This window comes from Amycolatopsis thermoflava N1165 (genome assembly GCF_000473265.1).
GTDB classification, from domain to species: domain Bacteria; phylum Actinomycetota; class Actinomycetes; order Mycobacteriales; family Pseudonocardiaceae; genus Amycolatopsis_E; species Amycolatopsis_E thermoflava.
This window is the reverse complement of the sequence record NZ_KI421511.1, coordinates 5,432,138-5,452,574: the sequence shown is the minus strand read 5'-3', so window position 1 is coordinate 5,452,574 and position 20,437 is coordinate 5,432,138. Positions and strand designations below refer to the sequence as shown.

Sequence of the window (20,437 nt, the reverse complement as noted above, 5' to 3'; positions counted from 1 at the left end):
ACGGATGAAACTGATGCAGGTGGGCGCTCCCGGCCGGGAGCGTCCCGTGGTGCTGGAAGACGGTCGCCACTACGACCTGTCTCCGCTGACCCACGCCATCGACGGCGCCTTCCTGGAGCGGGGCGGGCTGCACCGGGTGCGGGAGGCGCTCGACGACGGCGTCCTGTACGAGATCGACGTCGTCGGCATGCGGATCGGCTCGCCGATCGCCCGGCCGGGCGCCGTCCTGTGCATCGGGCAGAACTACGCCGCCCACGCGGCCGAGACGGGGGACCCGCCGCCCGCGGAGCCGATCCTCTTCCACAAGTCGCCGAACACGGTGGTCGGTCCGTACGACGAGGTGCTGATCCCGCGCGGTTCGGAACGCACCGACTGGGAGGTGGAACTCGGCGTCGTCATCGGCAAGCGCGCCCGCTACCTCGAAACGCTCGGCGACGCGCGGGACTGCATCGCCGGGTACGTCACCTCCGACGACGTCTCGGAACGCGCCTTCCAGCTCGGCAGGCCCGGCGGGCAGTGGTCCAAGGGCAAGTCGTGCGAGACGTTCAACCCGCTCGGGCCGTGGCTGGTCCCCGCCGACGAGGTGCCGGACCCGCAGGTGCTCGAACTCCGGTCGTGGGTCAACGGCAGGCCGCGCCAGGACTCCAAGACCTCCGACATGGTCTTCACGGTCGACGAGATCATCTGGCACCTCAGCCAGTTCCTCGTGCTCGAGCCCGGCGACCTGGTGAACACCGGCACCCCGGAAGGCGTCGCGCTGTCCGGGCGGTTCGGCTACCTGCGGCCGGGCGACGTCGTGGAGACCGAGGTGGTCGGGCTCGGCCGCCAGCGCAACGTGTGCGGGCAGGCCTGATGGGACTGGACCGCGACTTCGCCGCCGCCCTGGCCGAGGTGGTCGGCCCCGACCACGTCCGCCAGTCGCCCGGCGACCTCGCGGTCTACGCGCGCGACGCCACGCCGCTGTTCCACCACCCGCCGGACGCGGTCGTGTTCCCGGCCACCACCGACCAGGTCGCCCGCGTCCTGCAGCTGGCCACTGCGTACCGCGTCCCGGTCGTGCCGAGGGGATCCGGCTCGAACCTCTGCGCCGCCACCGTCCCGCTGCGCGGCGGGATCATCCTCGCGCTGACACGGATGACGCAGATTCTGGAGGTCAGCTCCGAGGAGCTGCTCGCACGCGTGCAGCCGGGCGTGACGACGGCCCGGCTCGCCGACGCCGCCGCGGCCCGGAACCTGTTGTACGCGCCCGATCCGGGCAGCCGGACGACCGCGACGGTGGGCGGCAACATCGCCACCTGCGCCGGCGGTCTGCGCGGCCTGAAGTACGGCGTGACCCGCAACTACGTGCTCGGCCTGGAGGCGGTGCTGCCGACCGGCGAGGTAGTGCGGACCGGCGGACGGCTGTGGAAGGACGTCGCCGGGTACGACCTGACGCGGCTGCTCACCGGGTCCGAGGGCACGCTCGCGGTCATCACCGAAGCCACGGTGGCCCTGCTGCCCGCACCGGCCGAGAGCAACACCGGCGTGGCCTACTTCGAGTCGCTCGCGGACGCGTCCAGAGCGGTCGGCGCCATCATCTCGTCCGGCATCGTACCGGCCACCCTGGAGTTCCTGGACCGCAAGTGCGTCGCCGTGGTGGAGGAGTACGCCGGGCTCGGGCTGCGGCTGGACGCCGGCGCGCTGCTGCTGTTCGGCGAGGACGGTCCGCTCGAGGTCGTCGCCGGGAACATGGTGCGGATGCGCAAGATCTGCGCCGAGTCCGGGGCGCTCGAAGTGACGGTGGCGGCGGACGTCGCGCGTGCCGAGGCGCTGCTGACCGCGCGCCGGTGTTCGCTGCCGGCGCTGTCCCGGCTCGGCTCGCTCACGATCCTGGAGGACGTCACGGTCCCGCGGCCGCGGATGCCGGAGATGGTCGGCCGGATCGACGAGATCGCCGAGCGGTTCGACCTGCAGATCGCGACGTTCGGGCACGCGGGCGACGGCAACCTGCACCCGACGTGCGTCCTGGACCCGGACGACGAGGCCGCGGTGGAGCGGGCGCACAAGGCGTTCGCCGAGGTCTTCCGCACCGCGATCCGGCTGGACGGCACTATCACCGGCGAGCACGGCGTGGGCGCGGCGAAACTGCCGTTTCTCGCCGAGCGGCTCGGCCCGGCCCAGCTCGGGTTGCTGCGCCGGATCAAGAGCGCGTTCGACCCGGCCGGCGTCCTCAACCCCGGGAAGCTCGGTTCATGATCTTCGCGAAACCGTTGCTGGACCGGTGCATCTCCTGCGGGTACTGCCTGCCGGCGTGCCCGACGTACGCGATGACGGGGGAGGAGGCGTCCTCGCCGCGCGGGCGGATTTCGCTGATGCGCGCGCTGGAGACGGGGGAACTGCCGGAGGACGACGGCACGCTCGCCGAACAGGCGTCGTTCTGCCTGGGCTGCCGGGCGTGCGAACCGGTGTGCCCGGCAGGCGTCGAGTACGGGAACCTGCTGGAGCAGTGGCGGGACCACCAGTGGCGCGGCGGACGGCGGCCGCTGCGGGCGCGGTTGCTCATGGCGGCCGTGGCGCGCCCGTGGCTGCTCCGGTTGCCGGGCCTGGTACGCAGGCACGCGCGGACAGCGGCGAGCGCGGGCGGGCCGTCGCTGATGCTCGGGTGTGCGGAACGTGCTTTGTTCCCACGGGTTTCGCGCGCTGTGCGCACGCTGGTGCCCGGGCTGACCGTGCCGCCGCGGCAGGGCTGCTGCGGTGCGCTGCACGCGCACAACGGGGATTCCGCCGCGGGCGAGCGGATGGCGAAGGAGTTCGGCGAAGCACTCCCCGGCACGATCGTGACGACGTCCGGTGGCTGCGCCGCGCACCTGGCCGCGCACCTCGGCCGTCCGCGGGTCCGCGAAGCGAGCGAGTTCTTCGTCGAAGCCGATGTCCTGCCGCTGGGCACGCTGTCGGTCGACGGCCGCCCGGCGCGCGTAGCCTTGCAGGACTCGTGCCACCTGCGCAACGGGCTCGGCGTGTGGCGCCAGCCTCGCGAGTTGATCCGGGCGGTGGCGGAGTACGTGGAGCTGCCGTCGGCGGCCGCGTGCTGCGGCGCGGCGGGCACCTACTCGATCTTGCGGCCGCGTGACAGCGCGAGGATTCTGGCGGCGAAAATCGACGAAATCGAGGCGGCCGGGGTGGACTACGTGGTCGCCGTGAATCCCGGCTGTCTCCGGCAACTGCGCGCCGGCCTGCGGAAACGGCGCTCGCGGGTGGAGGCCGTGCACCTGGCCGAACTGCTCGTGATCGCCTCGAAACAGGTTCGGCCGGATCGGCAGACAGACTTGTCTGAAAGCGGCTCCTGAGTACTATGGGCGACGCTGAAACGAAGGTTTCAGTTTCTGCGACATCCGGATCTCCCGACGGGCCCGTGGTGTCGACCATTGAACCCGGCGACGAAACGTAGATCATGTTGACCCGACCCCTGGAGCAGTACGAGATCTTCCGTTCCCACGACATCGACCAAACCCGCGACCTGATGTCCCGGGTGCTGTGCGAGCACTACCTCGACGTGCTCGATCCGACCGCCCAGCTCGACGCGCGGATGAATTCGACACGCCTGAGCGAGGTTCTCCTCAACTACGTGGAATACGGCGCGCCGGTGCTCGTCGATCCCGGCCGCACGCGCGACTTCTTCGTGGTGCAGGCGCACCTGCGGGGAAGCGGCGTCGTCCGGTCCGGCCGCGAACAGATCGCCGCGAGCTCGAAGCGCATCGTCGTGAGCTCCCCGGAAGAAGCGCTGCGGATGTCGCTGACCCGCGACACCGAGCTCGTCCTCGTCAAGATCGGCACCGGGCCGGTCGAGCGGATCCTGCGGGACCTGCTCGGCGCCGAGCCCGACCGCCCCATCAGGTTCGAACTGGGCATGGACGTGGTCGGCGGGGCGCCGCGGTACTGGTACCGGACGCTGATCCAGGAGATCGGGTCCCTCGGCAAGCACGGGCAGTGGACCGCGAGCCCGTGGTCGGCGCAGTTCGAGGAATGGCTCGTCACCAAGCTGCTCGTGCTGCAGTACAACAACTACTCGGAACGGCTGTCCCGGATCGCCGCCCACCCCGCGCCCGCCCGGCTGGTCACGCGGGCGACCGAGCTGGTGCGCGCCGATCCGCAGGCGGAGTGGACGTCGTGCTCCGTCGCCGCGGCACTCGGGGTGGAGCCCGGACGGCTGGAATCCGGCTTCCAGCGGTACCGCGGCCTGCCGGTGACGGACTTCCTCTTCCGCGAGCGCCTGCGTGCCGTCTACCACCTGCTGCAGGACGGGCACCCGGGGGAGATCCGCCTGAGCGACGTGGCCCGGTGCTGGGGCTTCCGCGACCAGTACCGCTTCGCCAGCAAGTACACCGCGACATTCGGAGAGACTCCCGACCAGACTCTCCGCCGATAACGTCCCGCCGCGATATCCCGAACGGAGACCCCGAGCAATGAGCGGCTACCACTTCGCCTACATCCGCACCGCCGACCCCGCCCTCGCCGTCGAAGCGGCCGAGCCGGTCCTCGGACTGCACGAACTCCTGCCGGAGGGCGGTCCGCGGGAGATGGACCTCCGGATGCACCGGCACGAGGGCGACCAGCTGAACTCGGCCACCGTCACCTACGGCCGCGACGTCGTGGTGCGCCTCGGTGTTCCGCGCACCGCGTACACGACCACCATGGTGGTGAGCGGCCGCTGCGTGTTCCGGATCGGCTCCACTTACCTCGAGGCGGCCACCGGCGACGTCGTCACCGCGTCCCCCGCCGACGCCTTCGGCTTCCAGGCCGGGGCGAACTGCTACCTGAAGCTCGTGCGCGTGGAGCAGCGGGCGATGCACGTCCGGCTGGCGCGGATCACCGGCAGGTGGCCGAGCGCCCCGATCCGGTTCCACCCGGTCATCACCCGGCTCAGCGGCCGCGGCCAGCCCCTCATCACCAGCGCGGAGCAGTTCTTCGGCCGGTCCAAGTCGCGGTTCGCGCGCCATTCGGACGAGATCTTCGTGAACTGGCTGCTGCGGCACCAGCCGCACGAGTACAGCGAGTCGATCGGCCCGCGCGCCGCCGAGGTCGGCCCGCTCGCCAGCGACTTCGGGAAGGTGCTGCTGCGGGCGACAGACCCGGTCAAGGAGGTGAGCGTGACCGAGCTGGCCCGTGCCTCCGGGCTCACCGAGGCGGAGTTCGTGCGGGTCTTCCGCCACCACGAGGGCTGCCGGCCGCAGGACTTCCGGCTGGGGCTGCGCCTGGAGCAGGCCAGGCGGATCCTGCTGGTGGGACGCCCGCCGCTGGTGAGCGTCGGCTACGCCGCCCGGCGTTGCGGTTTCCGGGACGACGAACGGTTCCGTCTGCACTACACCCGGCGGTTCGGCGAGACCCCGCTCGACACCCTCTACCGATCGGAGTGACTGTTGCGGCCGCTTCGGGTGCCCGATGTCGTCATCGCCCGCCACCACAAGGGTTTCCCGCCGTCCACCGCGGGATCGCGGGTCGACGACCTGCGTGGGCGTGAGGTGCTTGGCGCGGATTTCCCCACCCCGCTGCTCGTGCTCAGGCAGCCGGAGCTCGACCACAACCTCGCGGCGATGCAGCAGTTCTGCGAGCAGCACGCGCTGTCGCTCTCGCCGCACGTGAAGACCACGATGTCCCCGGAGATCGCGCAGGCGCAGATCGAGCACGGCGCCTGGGCGCTCACCCTCGCCACTCCCACCCAGCTGGCCGCGTTCCGCGGGCTGGGCGCGGATCGGCTGCTGCTGGCCAACGAGCTGTGCGACCCGGCGGCCATCGAGTGGCTCAGCGGCGAGCTGGACGAAGACCCGGCGTTCACCTGCTACTGCTACGCCGACTCGATCGAGGGCGTGGAGGTGCTGGAGAAGGAGCTCGCCAGGGCGTCGCGCACCCGCCCGTTGCCCGTGATCGTGGAGCCCGGCGTGCCCGGCGGGCGGACCGGCGCCCGTGGCGCCGGCGCGGCACTGGCGGTCGCGGAGCGGGTAGTGGCTTCGTCCCACCTGGAGCTGGCCGGTGTGGGCGGGTTCGAGGGTGTCGTTCCTGGGTCGCTCGGCGCGCGGTTGCTCGGCGACGTGCGTGCCTGGCTCCGGGAACTGGCGGGACTGGCGGACCAGGTGCTGGCGCGGCACGACGTGGCCGGTGAGTTCGTCGTGACCGCAGGGGGCACACAGTACCCCGAGCTGGTCGCCGCCGAGTTGAGCCGGAGCTGGCGGAACGGCCGTCCGATCCGCGTCGTCCTGCGGAGCGGGTGCTACGTCACGCACGACGCGCTGGGCTACGAGCAGTACCGGCGGTTGCTGGCGACGGAGTATGCCGTGATGCCGTTGCGGTCCAGTCTGGAACTGTGGGCGCGAGTGCTGTCCACGCCGGAACCGGATCTGGCCATTGTGGACTTCGGCAAGCGGGACACCGGGATGGACTCGGGCTTTCCGGTGCCGCTGCATCGGATCCGCCGTGGCGGGACGTCCCTGGAGGCGCCGCCGCCCGGCGAGGTGGTGGCGATGAACGACCAGCACGCCTACTTCCGCGGCGAGAATGATCTGGCGGTGGGCGACCGCATCGGGTTCGGCATCTCGCACCCCTGCACGACGTGGGACAAGTGGCGGGTGGTGCCGATCGTCGACGAGAGGTATGTGCTCACCGGGGTCGCGCAAACCCTGTTCTGACAACTGAAAGCACGCCGCTTACGCGGCAAACTCAGTCCTCGTCCTGGCCGGGCCACCACTGGTCGAGCAGCTCCATGCGCGCGTCGACCAGTGCGGGGTTTCTCAGGTCGACCAGGTGGACTCCCCGCCAGCGCTGGAATCCGATGCTCTCCAGCATCGCGCCGGCGCGCAGGCTCGACAGCTCCGCGGTGATGCGGTCGGCGCCGGGGAGGGCGAAGTCCAGCGGGGAGACCCGGCAGGCGGCCAGGCGCGCGTTCGGCGACAGGATCCGCAACGCGCTCGCGATCAACGCGGCGCCGAGGCCGTGCCCGCGCCACGGCTCGGTCAGCTCGATACGCCTCAGGATCACCATGCGCGGCGGGCCCTGGCTGATGCGCGCGTCCAGTTCGGGGTGCAGCTTGCCCTGGTCCGGGTCGATCACCGTTTCCGCGATGAACTCCAGCGCCCATTCGCCGAGCACGACCGAATCCAGCAGATTCCGTTCCTTGGTCAGATCGGCGATGACGAGTGCGATGTCGCCGACGTGCCGGAGCTCGTCCGGGCACACGTCGAGTTCCGACACCTCCGCTCTGGCGTCCCATTGTTCCGGCTGCTCGTCCTCGTCGTCGATCTGCCACCAGAATCGTCGGTGTTTCAGCTCGAGTTCGATCGACAGAGGGTTCGCCGGCAGATCAGGAACCACGACCCCTCCTCGGCGTCATGCGAATGCTGATGCACGTGCAACCGCACTCTAGATGACGGCGGCGGGAAATGCTGCCGGCGTGGGATGAGCGGAAGTCGTCCTTTTCCGGTATCGTGCGCGATTTCCGCCCGGACAACGGGTGAAAGGCGTTCACGAATCCCCCCGGTTTGCTCTTCTGCGGGCCTCGTCGGCGATGAAGGTGCCCTTTGAGCGGATGGTGAACACCAGGCCGCGTTCGCGGAGGATCTGGGTTGCGTGGCGCGCCGTGCCGAGTGAGACGCCGTACTCGGTGGCCAGCCGTCGTTCCGCCGGCAGCGGCGTGTTCGGGCGCAGCTCACCGGCTTCGATGCGGGCCTCCAGGTGGTCCGCCATCATCTCGTAGATGTACCCCGGCTTCGCGGTGGGATCGAACTCTGGGACGGTCACGGGAGGAAGGTAGAACGGCGTTAAAAGGGGCGGATTTCACGGTTGCTCCAAGATGCGCCTGTGCGCGCTATGACGGGGTTGATCACGAAGACACCTGTCCTGTCACCCTACCGGGTGGCGAAATGCGAAACGGTTGCCGAATTCGTCAGTTGTTCACTGTCGTCACCCGAGCGGGTTAGCCAGAACGGGCGCACAATTGTCAGCGGACTTGATTCGGGACGCGCAATGAGTCGTGGCCCTGTCCACGCAGTATCTCGAAACGGTCGGTGCCCGGCCAGCTGTTCACCCAGCTCGACCCCGGCACGTCCTTCGCGCGCTTCTTCAGCGGCGCCAGCAGCCGGGAAACCTCGCGGTAGGACTTCGCCGCCGTGCCGGCGCACACGACCGTCGCCAGCGAGACCGTGACCGACAGGTGCTCGGCCGTCCACGGGGTGCCCAGCAGGGTGTCCGCGACGGCCGGGATCTCGTCGATGCCGCAGGCGATCAGGAAGTCGTCGCCGCCGACGTGGCTCACCGTGACGCTGCGCAGCTTCGCCGCCAGGTCCGTCAGCGTCCGCCCCAGCGCCCGGATCAGGTCGTCGCCGGCCGCGAAGCCCACCGTGTCGTTGATGCGCTTGAACGAGTCGACGTCCAGCCACGCCACGACGAGCGGCCGCCCCGCGGCGATCCGGCGGTCCACCTCGCGCGCGACGGTGTCGCTGCCCGGCAGCCGGGTCAGCGGGTTCAGCGCGGCCGCCTCCTCGATCTTCGCCTCGGCCATCGCGCGCACGATCTCGGTCACGAACACCACGCCGAGGCACTCGCCGTCCACGCCGACCACGATGATGTCGTCGCCGGTGCGGGTCAGGTCGGCGTCGGCGACCAGGTCGAGCAACTCCAGCGCGCCCGCGCCGGTGCGGATGGTGCGCGGCGGGTCGGCCAGCCGCGCGGCCGCCTTGTTCGCGTGCAGCGCGTGCCCGTACGGGCCGGTCAGGTCCAGCAGGAACCGGGCCCGGTCGATCGACCACCGCGGCCGTCCGGCGCGGTCGATCCCGACGATTCCCCTCGGCGCATCGTGGTTCAGCAGCACCCGTCGGACGTCGTCGCACGTCGCGTCGTCGGGCAGCGTCGTCGCGGGGTGCCGGAAGTCGTCCACGCGCGGCGCCGCCGCCCTGGTCAGCGGCACGGGCGCCACGGGCTCGGGCGGCGCCGTGACCAAACCGGACGGCATCGCGTTGGCGCGGGCCGGGGCGAAGAGGTTGCCCTGCACGATCCGCACCCCCAGCCGCCGCACCGCCGACAGCTGTTCCTCGGCCTCGATTCCGGTCGCCACCAGCCGGATGCCGGTCCGCGAGGTGAAGTGCACGAGCGACTCGACGAGCGCGACCGCCGCGGCCTCGCCGGGCAGCCGCCGCAGCGTCGTACGGTCGAGCTTGACGAGGTCGACGCCTGCCTCGGCGAGCAGGTTCAGCGGCAGGTCGCCCGACCCGAGCCCGTCGAAGGCGAGGCGGAAGCCCAGCTCGGCGAACCGCTCCAGGCCGGCGAGCAGCGCCTTCGGCGAGACGCCGTGGAACGGCGCGCCGATCTCCAGCACGATCTCACGTGGACGGCGACCGGTGCGCCCGAGCGATTCGAGCAGCGGGTCGAGCACCAGCTGCGGCGCCGCGGCCGACAGCGCGGTCAGGTTCAGGTGCAGGGGGAGCAGCGTCTCGTGGGTGGCCTCGGCGAGGACCGCCTGCGCGGCGAGGCCGGCGTCGACGTGGACCAGCCGTCCGCGGCGCTGGGCGGCGCGCAGGAGGTCGTGGATCCGTCCGGTGGCCGGCCGGGCGAGGGCTTCGACACCGACGACGCCGCCGGTGTTCAGGCTGTAGAGCGGTTGAAAGGCGAAGCCTACGTCGTCGGCCGCTGCTTCCACACGTGAATCCTCCGCCGTCGCCGGGCCGGGCGGCCCGTTCGTGCGCCGATTGTGTCCCAGCTCACCACGGGACGCGAACTGGCCCCTACCGCCGCGCCCGGCGGTCACTCCAGGCTGGTCTGGTTGTCCGAACTGACCAGCGAGGAGCCGCACGTGCCGCCCTTCATGGAGCCGTTCCGGATCAAGGCGGTCGAACCGATCCCGTTCCCCACGGCGGAGGAGCGCCGCGACGCGCTCGTTGCGGCGGGCTGGAACCTCTTCCGCGTGCCTGCCCGTGCCATCACCATCGACCTGCTGACCGATTCCGGCACGGCGGCGATGTCGGCCGCGCAGTGGTCCGCGCTCATGCGGGGCGACGAGTCCTACGCCGGCGCGCGTTCGTTCGAGCGGTTCGAGGCCGTCGTGCGGGACCTGACCGGCTACGGCGAGGTCCTGCCGGTCCACCAGGGACGCGCGGCCGAGCGGATCCTGCTCGGCCTGCTGCTGCGACCCGGCGACATCTCGGTCAGCAACACGCACTTCGACAGCACGCGCGCCAGCGTGGAAGCGGTCGGCGCGGAGGCGGTCGACCTGCCGGTGCCGGTCGCGCCGGGGGAGCTGAACCCGTTCGGCGGCGACCTCGACACCGGCAGGCTGCGGGACCTGCTGCGCGCCTCGGCCGACCGCGTGAAGTGCGTCGTTCTCACCATCACCAACAACGCGGGCGGCGGCCAGCCGGTCTCGGTACGCAATGTCAAGGAGGTGCGCCAGCTCTGCGACGCCCACGGCGTTCCGCTGTACCTGGACGCGTCGCGCTTCGCCGAGAACGCGTACCTGGTGACCGAACGCGAGGACGGCTACGGGCACCTGTCGCCGCGCGAGGTGGCCCGCGTGGTCTTCGAGCTCGCGGACGGCTGCTGGGCCAGCCTGAAGAAGGACGGCATGGCCAACATCGGGGGGCTCATCGCGTTGCGCGACGCCGGTCTCGCCGCCCGCGCCCGCGAGCAGCTCATCGCGTTCGAGGGGTTCCCGACCTACGGTGGGCTCGCCGGGCGCGATCTGGAAGCGCTCGCGGAGGGGCTGCTGGAGGTCGTCGAGCCGGACTACCTGCGGTACCGCGCCGAGTGCGCGCGCTGGTTCGGCGAGCAGCTGGGCCTGGCCGGCCTGCCGGTGCTGCAGCCGACCGGCTGCCACGCGGTGTACGTGGACGCGGGCGCGATGCTGCCGCACATCCCGCCGCAGCAGCTGCCCGCGACCGCCTTCGCCAACGCGCTCTACCTGGCGGGCGGGGTGCGGGTGACCGAGCTGGGGACGCTCGTCTTCGGCAGGCGGGACCCCGGCGGCGGGCCGGACGTGCCCGCGCCGCGCGAGCTGTTGCGGTTCACGTTGCCGCGCCGGGTCTACACCCTGAGCCACCTGGAACACGTCGTCGACGTGGCCGAGGGCGTCTGGTCGAAGGCGGGCCAGCTGACCGGCTATCGCATCGTCGAGCAGGGAGGTGCCCTTCGACAGTTCACGGCGGTCTTGCGACCGGCCGCCGAATAGTAAAACCCCTGATCAACCGGGGCCCGACGCGTCGGATGCAAATTGCACATAGCAAATTCGCCCGTTCGTCGGTAGCAATTGAACGCCAAACAACGGACAGTGGTGCATTGGAGGTGTATGGGAGTCGGCGCCACCGTACGTTGATCTTTTCGACTGCCCGGGACATGACAGTACTGCCGTTGGACAAGTACCGGCTCTTCCACTCGCGAGATGTCGACGAGACCCGCGAGCGGGTGGGGCGCCTGTTCTGCCCACACTCGATGAACACCGTCGGCCGCAACCCGCGGCTGAACACCAAGGTCAACTGCCGCCGCCTGGAGAACGTGGCGATCGCGGTGGTCGCCTACGGCACCGACGTGCGCGTCGAACCCGGCGAGCTCGGCTCCTTCTACGTGGTTCTGGCTCCGGTGATCGGCCGGGGCATGGTCCAGTGCGGACGTGAGCAGATCAACTCCGCGCCGGACACGGCCGGCGTGGTCGGCACGGACGACCCGCTGCGGATGCGGCTGTCCGACGACTGCGCCCAGTTCGTCATCCGGATCGAGCGGCCTGCGCTGGAGGCGCGCCTGGCCGAGCTCATCGACGGTTCGGTGTCGGAGCCCGTGCGGTTCCGGCTGGGCATGGACATCACCCGCGGTTACGGCCGCAGCTGGTACCGGGAGCTGGCCTACGGCGTCTCGGAGCTGGACCAGCCGGACACGATGCTCTCGCACCCGGCAGCCGTCGAGCAGTTCGAGCGCAACCTGATCACCGGGTTGCTGCTCGCGCAGCCGCACAACTACACGGCGATGATCGAGGGCCGGGACCGTCCGGTGCCATCGCGGTCGCTGCGGGCGGCGCTCGATCTGATCCACAGCCATCCGGAGGCCCCGCACACGCCGGGCAGCCTGGCCCACCAGGCCGGGGTGAGTGTGCGGGCGCTGCAGAAGGCCTTCCGGGAGCAGCTGGGCAGCTCGCCCAGCGAGTACCTGCGCGGTGTGCGGCTGCAGCGGGTGCGCGACGAGTTGTCGGCCGCTCAGGTCGAGGTCACGACAGTCGGGGAAATCGCGAGCAAGTACGGGCTGATGCACCACGGCCGCTTCGCGGCGGCCTACCGGGAGCGGTTCGGTGAGTCACCCAACGCGACATTGCACAGACGGTCTGGACGTCTACTGGAGTGTGAAGGGGCGAATCGTGCGTGATGAGGACAAAACCGTGCGCCGAACGGATCGTGCCGGCTGGGCGGCGCTCGTAGCTTCCGCGTCATGAGCGCCGACGCCGCCGTGGCCGCCCGCGACTCGATGCCGATCGGCCGGCTGATCCGGTCCGCGCGGCACGAGCGCGGGCTGACCCAGTACCAGCTCGCGGACGAACTCGTCACGGTCTCGGGCAACGAGAGCCTGGGCCGTGGCGAGGTCTCGCGCTGGGAGCGGGGCAAGCGCGTGCCCGGCCCGTACTGGCAGAGTCACCTGAGCCGGGTGCTGGAGGTGCCCCCGGACGAGTTGCGTGCCGCCGCGCGCACGGCGAAGCAGTGGCGACGGCGCCAGTGAAACACAACCCCTGATTTCCCCATCCCGCTTTTGCCATTTTTGCAGCGAAAGTTTTGCTCTTTTTTCGCGCAGGAGTGGGAGTCCCATGGGAAAGTCTTTGGTCACACTGGTCAACCCGAATCTCGTCCATCCCCCGATCACGCCGTACGCGCTGGACATCCTGACGACCTCGCTGGAGGCCGACGGGTTCGATGTGGACGTCGTGGACCTCACGTTCCGGCGGGACGACTGGTGGGCCGTGCTGCGCGAGTACTTCGCGAGCCACACGCCGATGCTGGTCGGGGTGACGGTGCGCAACACCGACACGATCTACGCGCAACAGCAACGCGGTTTCCTCGGCGACCACCGCGCCGTCATCGACGAGATCAAAATGCACAGCGCGGCCCCGATCATCGCGGGCGGCGTCGGTTTTTCCTCGATGCCGTTCGCGTTGGTCGACTATTTCGGCATCCCATTCGGGGTGAAGGGGCCGGGTGAGGGAATCATCGTCGGCCTGGCGAATGCGTTGTGGTCCGGGGAACCGCCGGACACCGTGCCCGGGCTGCTGGTCAACCGCGGCGGCGGGCGCGTGGAGAAGGTCGTTCCGCAGCTCGGCCGCCGCGGCCGCCCGTTGTCCTCGCCGCTCAACACGACCACGAGCTACACCCGCCGGTCCGGGGAGCCGTGGAAGGTGGACAACCTGCGTTACTACCGCGGCGGCGGGCTCGGCAACATCCTCACCAAGAACGGCTGCGCCTACTCGTGCGCGCACTGCGTGGAGCCGGACGCGAAGGGCACCCACTTCACGCGCCGCGCGGTGGAGTGCGTGGTCGACGAGATGGAGGCGCTGACCGCGCAGGGCGTGTACGACCTGCACACGACCGACAGCGAGTTCAACCTCGTCATCGCGCACAGCAAGAACGTGCTGCGCGAGATCATCCGGCGCCGCGACACCGACCACTCCACGCCGCTGCACAACCTGAAGCTGTGGATCTACGCGCAGCCGACGCCGTTCGACGACGAGCTGCTCGACCTGCTGGTGCGGGCCGGGTGCGCGGGCATCAACCTCGCGCCCGACCACGTGCGCGACGACGTGCTGGACGGCTGGAAGGTCTCCGGCGGCGGCCGCCGGTTCTACACCTTCGACGACGTGCGCGCGTTGTGCGCCAAGATCGCCGAGGTCGAGCTGCCGGTGATGGTCGAGGTCCTGCTCGGCATGCCGGGCGAGACGGCGGTGACGATGACCGAGGCGGTCCGCCGCACGCTCGACCTGGACGTCGCGGTCGCCGGTTACAGCCTCGGCATCCGGGCGTTTCCCTACTCACCGCTGGGGATCCGGATGGCGGAGCAGTGCGCCGGCCGCCGCACGCTGCCCGGTCTGCAGTCGGACTCGGCGGTGGAGCCGATCGTGCTCCGGCCGCGGGCGATGTGCGATTCGGTCGTCGAGTACGAGCGCCAGTTCGCCTTCGACGACGACGGGCGGTTCCGGCCGGTCTACTTCCTGTCGCCGGACCTGCCGGAGGACCCGGCGACGATCGCGTCGCCGAACGGCCGGTGGGTGAACAGCGTGCAGATGCTGTGGGACCTGGTGCCGGCGTCGGAGTACCACCGCGTGATGCTGCCGACCCTGCCCGGCATCACCGAGGACGACAACAACTACGCGGACAACCCGTTCCTGCTCAAGCTGATCGAGCTCGGTTACACGGGGGCGTTCTGGTCGCACTGGCCGCAGCGACACGAGATCATGCAGGGCGTCTGACCAGGGACTATTTCGATCCGAACACGAGACCTTGAGCCGCCGCGAACGTTACGTAGACTTTGCCGCGGCGACACGCCCCAGATCCCGCTGCGCCGGCCGGTTCCTCAGCGTCGAGAAGCCGGCCGGCGCAGCCGCCCCACTTCTCAGCACGCGTGCTTGGCGCGCAGGACCGTGGTGAGCGCGTCGGTCACCCGCTCGGCCGGCAGCGTCCCGTCGGCGGTCGCCTTCTCCATCGCGTCCAGCACGGTCGACACCCGGCCGCCCGAGGACCACAACGCCTGGTCCGCGCCGGACTGCACGGCCTTCACCACGGCCTGCGGCAACGGGTAGCGCTGGGTCACCGCCTTCATCGCGCCGAGGTCGTCGGTCAGGACCGGGCCGTCGAACCCGAACTCGCCACGCAGCAGCTGGTAGGCCGCCGGGGACAGCGACGCGGGCTCACCGCCGGTCAGGCCCGGCACGTCGAGGTGGCCGACCATGACGGCGGCGGACCCGAAGTCGGCGAGGTTGCGGTAGGGCACCAGGTCGTTCTCGCGCAGTTCGTCCAGCGGCGGCGTGGTCACCGAGCCCTTGTGCGAGTCGCCGGTCGCGTGCCCGTGGCCGGGGAAGTGCTTGAGCACCGGCTGGATCCCGGCGTCCTCCAGGCCGGCGGCGAAGGCCTGCGCGTAGCGGCGGGCGGTGTCCGGGTCGGCGCTGAAGGAGCGGTCGCCGATGACGTCGCCGGCGGCGCCGTCGGTGAGGTCGAGCACCGGCGCGTAGTCGACTGTCACCCCGCGCGCGGCCATCGCCCGGCCGCGCTCCCGCGCGAGTTCGCGGACCTCGCCGGTGGTCATCGTGGCGGCCATCTTGCGGGCGCTGGGGATCGACCCGTCCAGGTCGTCGAGCCGCTGGACGCGGCCGCCCTCGTCGTCGACCGCGACGGACACCGGCAGCCGCCCGGCCTGCTGGACCTGGTCGAGCGCCTTGTTCTCCAGCAGCGCGGTGGCGTTGCCGCCGAGGAAGATCCCGCCGACCTGCTCGCTGCGCACGAGGTCGGCCGCGCCCTGCGGGTCGGACGCGTCGACCCCGACGACCACCAGCTGCGCGAGCCGCTGGCGGGGTGTGAGCTCGCCGATCACGGTGGCGCACGCGTCCGGCCCCGCGGCGGCGGCGATGCGCGGCTGCGGCGGCGGCGCGGTGGTCGGAGCGGCGGCCGGGGGCTGCTGCTCGGCCTCGTCGCCGCCGGCGTAGACGACCACCGCGGCGAGCAGGGCTCCGGCGGCCAGTACGAGCAGCAGTCGCCGGGTCAGGTGCTTGGCCGGCCTCATCGGCGTTGGGTGTTCCTTCCTGGCGGAATGGGGTTCGCGGCCACGGTAACCCAGCGCCCGGCGGGTCAAACGGCTCGTCGCCGGACCGGGTGAGTGCGGCCACGTGTCCGGGGCACGTCCGGCGGGTATCCGGGAAGCATGCGAATCCCGCGTGAGCGGCCTCGCAGCCGCGAGGAGTACCAGCGGGGCCTGCCGGACTACCACGATCCGACCGCCGGTTTCGGTGGCGCCGCGCCGGCGTACAGCGCGCTGACGCTGCGGATCTGGCTCGCCGCCATCGGCATCCTCCTCGCCGCCGGGGCCGGTTTCCTGTTCGCCACGATCGAGATGTGGTGGGTGACGGTGCTGATGGGCCTGGTGGTGGTGGGGCTGGTGATCGACCTGGCCTGGGTCGTGCACCGCAAGCGCCGCGGCGAGCCTGGTTGACGATCTCCGGCAGGGGTAGACCTGTGGCATGAGGCGGCGACACGAGTACCGCGACCGCCACGAGGCGGGCCTGCGGCTGGGCGAGCTGCTCGCCGAACGCGAGTGGCGTGACCCGCTGGTGCTGGGGCTGGCGCGTGGCGGGGTGGTCGTCGGTCACGCGGTGGCCAGTGTGCTCGGCGCGCCGCTGGACGTGGCGGTCGCGCGCAAGATCGGCGCGCCCGGCCAGCCGGAGTTCGGCGTCGGCGCGGTCACCCCGGACGGCCCACCCTGCTACGACGAGCGGTCGCTGTCGATGCTCGGGCTGCGGCCCGCGCAGCTGGCGGACGCCTGCCGGGCCGAACGCGCCGAGGCCCGCCGTCGCGCCGTGGTCTACCAGCGCGGACGTCCGCCGCAGCCGCGCGCCGGACGGGACGTGCTGGTGGTCGACGACGGGCTGGCGACCGGCGTGACCGCGCGGGCCGCGTTGCGGGCGTTGCGCGCGGACCGGGCGCACAGCCTGGTCTTCGCCGCGCCGGTGTGCGCGCCGGACGCCGCGGCGGCGTTGAAGAGCGACGCGGACGAGGTGTTGTGCCTGCTGGCGCCGCACGGTTTCCGCTCGGTCGGGCAGTGGTACGCCGACTTCCGCCAGACCGGCGACGACGAGGTCATCGAACTGCTGGAGAGGCCATGACCGTTCCGCTCACCGTCGACCCCGGCCTCCAGGGCGACCTGACGGTCCCGTCCGACGCGATCGGGGTCGTCGTGTTCGCCCACGGTTCGGGCAGTTCCCGGCACAGCGCCCGCAACATCGCGGTGGCGCGCGAACTGCAGGACAACCGGTTCGCCACGCTGCTGTTCGACCTGCTCAGCCCGGACGAGGACCACGGCGACCGGCGGTTCGACATCGACCTGCTGACCGAACGCCTGCGCGCCGCGATGGCCGAGCTGTCCCGGCGCGCGGAGACGGCCGGGTTGCCGCTGGGACTGTTCGGGGCCAGCACCGGCGCGGCCGCCGCACTGCGGGCCGCGGCGGCCGAACCCGAGCGCGTGCGCGCGGTCGTGTCCCGCGGCGGCCGCCCCGACCTGGCCGGCGACGCGCTGGGCCAGGTGCGGAGCCCGACCCTGCTGATCGTCGGCGCGCGGGACGAGGACGTGCTGCGCCTGAACCAGTCGGCCGCCGCCGAGCTGGGCGGACGGCACGACATCGAGATCGTCCCGAAGGCGACACACCTGTTCGAGGAACCCGGCGCGCTGGAGCGGGTCGCCCAGCTCGCCGCGTCCTGGTTCAGCGAGTACCTCGGTTAGGGCTTGCGGGCCACCGCGGCGAGGATGCGTGACTTCGAGGGCGCGTCGGCGAACAACGCCTTCTCGTCGGGGTGCCATTCGGGGGCGTAGACCAGCCCCGGCTCGACCAGTTCGAAGTCGCCGTAGAACTTCAGGAACTCCTCCCGCGAGCGGTACTGCCCGGGGTTCGTGGTGGTCTCGTAGTAGGCCTTGAGGTCGTCCAGCGCCCGGCGCTCCTCGTCGTCGGCCGGGTTCTCGTCGGTGAGCTGGCACATGATCAGGAACGACCCCGGTGCGAGCTGGTCGCGGTAGAAGTCCAGCGCCTGGTGCGGCTGCTGCTCGTCCTTGATGAAGTGCAGCACCGCGTTGATCACCAGCGCGACCGGCTGCTCGAAGTCGATGACGCCGGTCTCGCCGACCCGCTCCCACAGGTCGATCGGCTCCAGCAGGTCACCCGCGATCGCGCGGTGGCGGTCCGGGTCCGCCGTGTCGGCGAGCAGCAGCTGCGAGTGCGCGAGCGCGATGGGCTCGTTGTCGATGTAGACGACCGTGGTGTCGTGCTCCGGGCGGGCCTCGTCGGCGACCTCGTGCACGTTGCCCGCGGTCGGCAGGCCGGAGCCGATGTCGACGTACTGGTGGATCCCCGACTTCGACGCGTACCGCACGGCGCGGCCGAGGAACTGCCGGCACGCCACCGCGGAGTCGGGGATCAGGGGGAGCCGCGCGCGGACCTTGTCGCCGAACGCGCGGTCGATCGCGTAGTTGTGGTTCCCACCGATGAAGTAGTCGTACACCCGCGCCGCCGACGGCCGGTCGAGGCTTCCCTCGACGGCCCGCAGCACCTCGTCATCCGCCGCCATGCGACGAGTCTGCCACAACGTGTAAACGGTTCACGGCAGGCCGACGAAAGCGGCCGATTGCCCTGACGTGTAGGCGAAATAGGCGTCCGCGGGATCCGCCGTGTTGGCGTACTGGCCGAACAGCTCGAAGCTGATCGCGCCGAAGAGGTGGGTCCACGCGGTCATCAGCCGGACCAGGTCCGCCTCCGGGAGCGACGTCCCGAGCGCGGTCTGGACCTTGCGTGCCTGGTCGGCGAGCTCGGCCGGCAGCGGCGGACCGGGCATCGCGGGCGCGAGGTCGGCGGACTCCATGACGCGGACCAGCGCCTGCGCCACGCGGCCGGCGGGCGTGATCGTGTCCTGCGGCGCCTGGTAGCCGGGCACCGGCGAGCCGTAGATCAGCGAGTACTCGTGCGGGTTCCGCTTCGCCCAGTCGCGGGTGGCGGCCCAGATGCGCAGCCAGCGGTCGCGGGGCGCGGCGGACGGGTCGTCGGCGCGTTCGGCCGCTTCGCCGATCTCGTTGTAGGCGTCGATGATCAGCTCGGTCAGCAGGTGGTCGCGGCTCGGGAAGTAGCGGTAGAGCGCGGAGGAGACCATGCCCAGCTCACGGGCGACGGCCCGCAGCGACAGCCCGTGCGGGCCGACCTCGCCGAGCTGGCGGCGTGCCTCGTCCTTGATCTCGCGGGTCAGTTCGGCGCGGGCCCGTTCGCGCGCGGTCTTGCTGGCTGGCATGTCGTCGAGTGTGCCACGATAGAGAGCGGCGAACAAATTAGAGAGCACCGCTCTTGACAACGGGCCCGCTTGAGTGTTCACTGATCTCAACAGAGAGCGCCGCTCTCGCCGAAGGGAGACCCAGATGGACCGCTACCTCAAGCCGGGCAAGGGCGACGGCGTCTTCAACGTGGCCGTGCAGTTCCTGACCAAGCTGGGCGTGAGCCTGGCAGGCAGTCGCGTGCTGCTGGTCCGCGGCCGCAAGTCGGGGGAGATCCGGTCGACGCCGGTGAACCTGCTGAAGGTCGGCGGGCAGCGCTACCTCGTCGCACCGCGCGGGCAGACGCAGTGGGTGCGCAACCTGCGCGCGGCGGGCGAGGGGCAGCTGCAGGTGGGGCGCCGGGTCGAGACGTTCCGGTTCGCCGAACTGGCCGACGAGGAGAAGCCGGTGATCCTGCGCGCCTACCTGAAGAAGTGGGCGTGGGAGGTCGGCCGGTTCTTCGAGGGCGTCGACCACCAGTCGCCGGACGAGGTGCTGCGCGGCATCGCGCCCGGTTTCCCGGTCTTCCGCATCACAGAAAGCGCTTGAGGTGCGCGAGCAGCGCCTCCGGTTGTTCCTCGGCGAGGAAGTGGCCGCACTCGGGCAGTCCCTCGCCCGTGACGTCCTCGGCGTACTCCCGCCAGATGTCCAAAGTGGGCAGTGAGCCGAGCAGACCGGCCTGTCCCCACAACGCGAGCACCGGCATCGTGAGCTTGCGCCCGGCGTCGGCGTCGTCGTGTTCGGCGTCGTCCGGGAAGGACGCGCGGTAGTCGTCGAAACCGGCGCGCAGGGCGCCCGGGGCGGAGAATGCGCGGACGTACTCGGCGATCGCCTCCGGGGCGAGGCCCTGCCGCTGGTAGGTCCAGCGTTCGAAGAAGTACCCCAGGTAGGCCGCGATGTCCTTGCCCGCCAGCAGTTCCGGCAGGTCGGGTTGCAGGTGGAACAGCCAGTGCCAGTAGCCGCGGCCGACACCGGCGTCGAGCCGCCGCCACATCTCGCGGGTCGGGATGATGTCGAGGACGGCCAAGCGCTCCACCTCGTCCGGGCGGTCCAGCGCCCACCGGTGCGCGACCCGTCCGCCGCGGTCGTGCCCGACCACGCTCGCCGACGCGAAACCCAGCTCGTGCAGCAGTGCGGAGACGTCCGCGGCCATGGTGCGCTTGTCGAAGCCCGTCCGCGGCTTGTCGGTGAGCCCGTAGCCGCGCAGGTCCGGCGCGATGACGGTGCGCTCCCGCGCGAGCGTGTCGAAGATCCGGTGCCAGCAGTAGGAGGTCTGGGGCCAGCCGTGCAGCAGGACGACCGGTGGACCCTCGCCGGCCCGCCGGTAGTGCATGCGGATGCCGTTGACGGTCGCCATGTGCGAGTCCATGTCTCACCTTCCTAACCGGTTATTACGGTT

At 71.0% G+C, this 20,437-nt stretch carries 21 protein-coding genes; 14 read left to right on the top strand and 7 right to left on the bottom strand.

Annotation, left to right across the window (positions count from 1 at the left end):
• Positions 1-4: 4 nt before the first annotated feature.
• The 6 genes from AMYTH_RS0126785 (at position 5) to AMYTH_RS0126760 (ending at position 6,659) form a co-directional block, all read left to right on the top strand.
• Positions 5-853 carry a fumarylacetoacetate hydrolase family protein gene (locus AMYTH_RS0126785; protein WP_027932849.1) on the top strand — a complete coding sequence of 283 codons (849 nt, stop codon included), beginning with the start codon at positions 5-7 and terminating at the stop codon, positions 851-853.
• Complete coding sequence (locus AMYTH_RS0126780) at positions 853-2,235, top strand: FAD-binding oxidoreductase (RefSeq protein ID WP_027932848.1); 1,383 nt, start codon at positions 853-855, stop codon at positions 2,233-2,235. Before AMYTH_RS0126785 ends, AMYTH_RS0126780 begins: the two co-directional genes overlap by 1 nt.
• Positions 2,232-3,326 carry a (Fe-S)-binding protein gene (locus AMYTH_RS45755; RefSeq protein WP_051362825.1) on the top strand — a complete coding sequence of 365 codons (1,095 nt, stop codon included), beginning with the start codon at positions 2,232-2,234 and terminating at the stop codon, positions 3,324-3,326. Before AMYTH_RS0126780 ends, AMYTH_RS45755 begins: the two co-directional genes overlap by 4 nt.
• 104 nt (positions 3,327-3,430) lie before the next feature.
• On the top strand, positions 3,431-4,405 hold the full coding sequence (locus AMYTH_RS0126770) for an AraC family transcriptional regulator (protein WP_027932847.1): 975 nt from the start codon (positions 3,431-3,433) through the stop codon (positions 4,403-4,405).
• Between the two features lie 37 nt (positions 4,406-4,442).
• Entirely contained in the window at positions 4,443-5,393 is a 951-nt protein-coding gene (locus AMYTH_RS0126765) for an AraC family transcriptional regulator (protein WP_027932846.1), read from the top strand.
• Between the two features lie 3 nt (positions 5,394-5,396).
• A complete protein-coding gene (locus AMYTH_RS0126760; protein WP_157360669.1) occupies positions 5,397-6,659 on the top strand; it encodes a type III PLP-dependent enzyme domain-containing protein in 1,263 nt (420 codons plus the stop codon).
• A 31-nt stretch (positions 6,660-6,690) separates the two neighbouring features.
• Here AMYTH_RS0126760 and AMYTH_RS0126755 read toward each other — a convergent pair whose 3' ends face one another.
• The 3 genes from AMYTH_RS0126755 to AMYTH_RS0126745 form a co-directional block, all read right to left on the bottom strand.
• A complete protein-coding gene (locus AMYTH_RS0126755) occupies positions 6,691-7,341 on the bottom strand; it encodes a hypothetical protein (protein ID WP_027932844.1) in 651 nt (216 codons plus the stop codon).
• A 150-nt stretch (positions 7,342-7,491) separates the two neighbouring features.
• Positions 7,492-7,767: a winged helix-turn-helix domain-containing protein gene (locus tag AMYTH_RS0126750; RefSeq protein ID WP_027932843.1), complete on the bottom strand. Its 276-nt coding sequence runs from the start codon at positions 7,765-7,767 to the stop codon at positions 7,492-7,494.
• 199 nt (positions 7,768-7,966) lie between these two features.
• Complete coding sequence (locus AMYTH_RS0126745; RefSeq protein ID WP_027932842.1) at positions 7,967-9,661, bottom strand: GGDEF domain-containing protein; 1,695 nt, start codon at positions 9,659-9,661, stop codon at positions 7,967-7,969.
• A 153-nt stretch (positions 9,662-9,814) separates the two neighbouring features.
• On the opposite strand from AMYTH_RS0126745, the gene AMYTH_RS0126740 reads away from it, so the two are divergent.
• From AMYTH_RS0126740 to tsrT, 4 genes are all read left to right on the top strand, one after another.
• A complete protein-coding gene (locus AMYTH_RS0126740) occupies positions 9,815-11,185 on the top strand; it encodes a tryptophanase (RefSeq protein WP_027932841.1) in 1,371 nt (456 codons plus the stop codon).
• Positions 11,186-11,349: 164 nt separating this feature from the next.
• Complete coding sequence (locus tag AMYTH_RS0126735; protein WP_037322696.1) at positions 11,350-12,366, top strand: AraC family transcriptional regulator; 1,017 nt, start codon at positions 11,350-11,352, stop codon at positions 12,364-12,366.
• Between the two features lie 63 nt (positions 12,367-12,429).
• Positions 12,430-12,714: a helix-turn-helix domain-containing protein gene (locus AMYTH_RS0126730; protein ID WP_020419524.1), complete on the top strand. Its 285-nt coding sequence runs from the start codon at positions 12,430-12,432 to the stop codon at positions 12,712-12,714.
• Positions 12,715-12,799: 85 nt separating this feature from the next.
• Positions 12,800-14,452, top strand: a complete 1,653-nt coding sequence (gene tsrT / locus AMYTH_RS0126725) for a tryptophan 2-C-methyltransferase (protein WP_027932839.1) — start codon at positions 12,800-12,802, stop codon at positions 14,450-14,452.
• Between the two features lie 143 nt (positions 14,453-14,595).
• Here the strand turns inward: tsrT and AMYTH_RS0126720 are convergent, their stop codons facing one another.
• Entirely contained in the window at positions 14,596-15,759 is a 1,164-nt protein-coding gene (locus tag AMYTH_RS0126720; RefSeq protein ID WP_027932838.1) for a glycoside hydrolase family 3 N-terminal domain-containing protein, read from the bottom strand.
• A 138-nt stretch (positions 15,760-15,897) separates the two neighbouring features.
• Here AMYTH_RS0126720 and AMYTH_RS0126715 point away from each other — a divergent pair, with 138 nt between their 5' ends.
• From AMYTH_RS0126715 to AMYTH_RS0126705, 3 genes are read left to right on the top strand one after another with little or no spacing between them, the layout of a single operon-like run.
• Positions 15,898-16,185 (top strand): DUF6343 family protein, encoded by a 288-nt coding sequence (locus tag AMYTH_RS0126715; RefSeq protein WP_027932837.1) that lies wholly within the window; start codon positions 15,898-15,900, stop codon positions 16,183-16,185.
• Positions 16,186-16,213: 28 nt separating this feature from the next.
• Positions 16,214-16,855: a phosphoribosyltransferase gene (locus AMYTH_RS0126710; RefSeq protein ID WP_027932836.1), complete on the top strand. Its 642-nt coding sequence runs from the start codon at positions 16,214-16,216 to the stop codon at positions 16,853-16,855.
• The gene (locus tag AMYTH_RS0126705) at positions 16,852-17,469 is read left to right on the top strand and encodes a dienelactone hydrolase family protein (protein WP_027932835.1); all 618 of its coding nucleotides are present in this window, start codon (positions 16,852-16,854) and stop codon (positions 17,467-17,469) included. Before AMYTH_RS0126710 ends, AMYTH_RS0126705 begins: the two co-directional genes overlap by 4 nt.
• On the opposite strand, the gene AMYTH_RS0126700 is transcribed toward AMYTH_RS0126705, so the two are convergent.
• Positions 17,466-18,308 carry an SAM-dependent methyltransferase gene (locus tag AMYTH_RS0126700; RefSeq protein ID WP_027932834.1) on the bottom strand — a complete coding sequence of 281 codons (843 nt, stop codon included), beginning with the start codon at positions 18,306-18,308 and terminating at the stop codon, positions 17,466-17,468. The two genes, AMYTH_RS0126705 and AMYTH_RS0126700, sit on opposite strands and share 4 nt — an antisense overlap.
• 30 nt (positions 18,309-18,338) lie before the next feature.
• Complete coding sequence (locus AMYTH_RS0126695; RefSeq protein ID WP_027932833.1) at positions 18,339-19,019, bottom strand: TetR/AcrR family transcriptional regulator; 681 nt, start codon at positions 19,017-19,019, stop codon at positions 18,339-18,341.
• 124 nt (positions 19,020-19,143) lie between these two features.
• Between AMYTH_RS0126695 and AMYTH_RS0126690 the strand changes: the two genes are divergently transcribed.
• Positions 19,144-19,587 (top strand): nitroreductase family deazaflavin-dependent oxidoreductase, encoded by a 444-nt coding sequence (locus AMYTH_RS0126690; protein ID WP_027932832.1) that lies wholly within the window; start codon positions 19,144-19,146, stop codon positions 19,585-19,587.
• Here AMYTH_RS0126690 and AMYTH_RS0126685 read toward each other — a convergent pair.
• Entirely contained in the window at positions 19,571-20,407 is an 837-nt protein-coding gene (locus AMYTH_RS0126685; protein ID WP_027932831.1) for an alpha/beta fold hydrolase, read from the bottom strand. The genes AMYTH_RS0126690 and AMYTH_RS0126685 overlap by 17 nt on opposite strands.
• Positions 20,408-20,437: the final 30 nt, after the last annotated feature.

Excerpts from the sequence above, each read along its gene's own strand:
- AMYTH_RS0126700 (WP_027932834.1), bottom strand. The coding sequence starts at position 18,308 with ATGGCGGCGGATGACGAGGTGCTGCGGGCCGTCGAGGGAAGCCTCGAC.
- AMYTH_RS0126690 (WP_027932832.1), top strand. The coding sequence starts at position 19,144 with ATGGACCGCTACCTCAAGCCGGGCAAGGGCGACGGCGTCTTCAACGTG.
- AMYTH_RS0126730 (WP_020419524.1), top strand. The coding sequence starts at position 12,430 with ATGAGCGCCGACGCCGCCGTGGCCGCCCGCGACTCGATGCCGATCGGC.
- AMYTH_RS0126770 (WP_027932847.1), top strand. The coding sequence starts at position 3,431 with ATGTTGACCCGACCCCTGGAGCAGTACGAGATCTTCCGTTCCCACGAC.
- AMYTH_RS0126735 (WP_037322696.1), top strand. The coding sequence starts at position 11,350 with ATGACAGTACTGCCGTTGGACAAGTACCGGCTCTTCCACTCGCGAGAT.
- AMYTH_RS0126710 (WP_027932836.1), top strand. The coding sequence starts at position 16,214 with ATGAGGCGGCGACACGAGTACCGCGACCGCCACGAGGCGGGCCTGCGG.
- AMYTH_RS0126685 (WP_027932831.1), bottom strand. The coding sequence starts at position 20,407 with ATGGACTCGCACATGGCGACCGTCAACGGCATCCGCATGCACTACCGG.
- AMYTH_RS0126785 (WP_027932849.1), top strand. The coding sequence starts at position 5 with ATGAAACTGATGCAGGTGGGCGCTCCCGGCCGGGAGCGTCCCGTGGTG.
- AMYTH_RS0126705 (WP_027932835.1), top strand. The coding sequence starts at position 16,852 with ATGACCGTTCCGCTCACCGTCGACCCCGGCCTCCAGGGCGACCTGACG.
- AMYTH_RS0126765 (WP_027932846.1), top strand. The coding sequence starts at position 4,443 with ATGAGCGGCTACCACTTCGCCTACATCCGCACCGCCGACCCCGCCCTC.
- AMYTH_RS0126715 (WP_027932837.1), top strand. The coding sequence starts at position 15,898 with ATGCGAATCCCGCGTGAGCGGCCTCGCAGCCGCGAGGAGTACCAGCGG.
- tsrT (WP_027932839.1), top strand. The coding sequence starts at position 12,800 with ATGGGAAAGTCTTTGGTCACACTGGTCAACCCGAATCTCGTCCATCCC.
- AMYTH_RS45755 (WP_051362825.1), top strand. The coding sequence starts at position 2,232 with ATGATCTTCGCGAAACCGTTGCTGGACCGGTGCATCTCCTGCGGGTAC.
- AMYTH_RS0126720 (WP_027932838.1), bottom strand. The coding sequence starts at position 15,759 with ATGAGGCCGGCCAAGCACCTGACCCGGCGACTGCTGCTCGTACTGGCC.
- AMYTH_RS0126695 (WP_027932833.1), bottom strand. The coding sequence starts at position 19,019 with ATGCCAGCCAGCAAGACCGCGCGCGAACGGGCCCGCGCCGAACTGACC.
- AMYTH_RS0126780 (WP_027932848.1), top strand. The coding sequence starts at position 853 with ATGGGACTGGACCGCGACTTCGCCGCCGCCCTGGCCGAGGTGGTCGGC.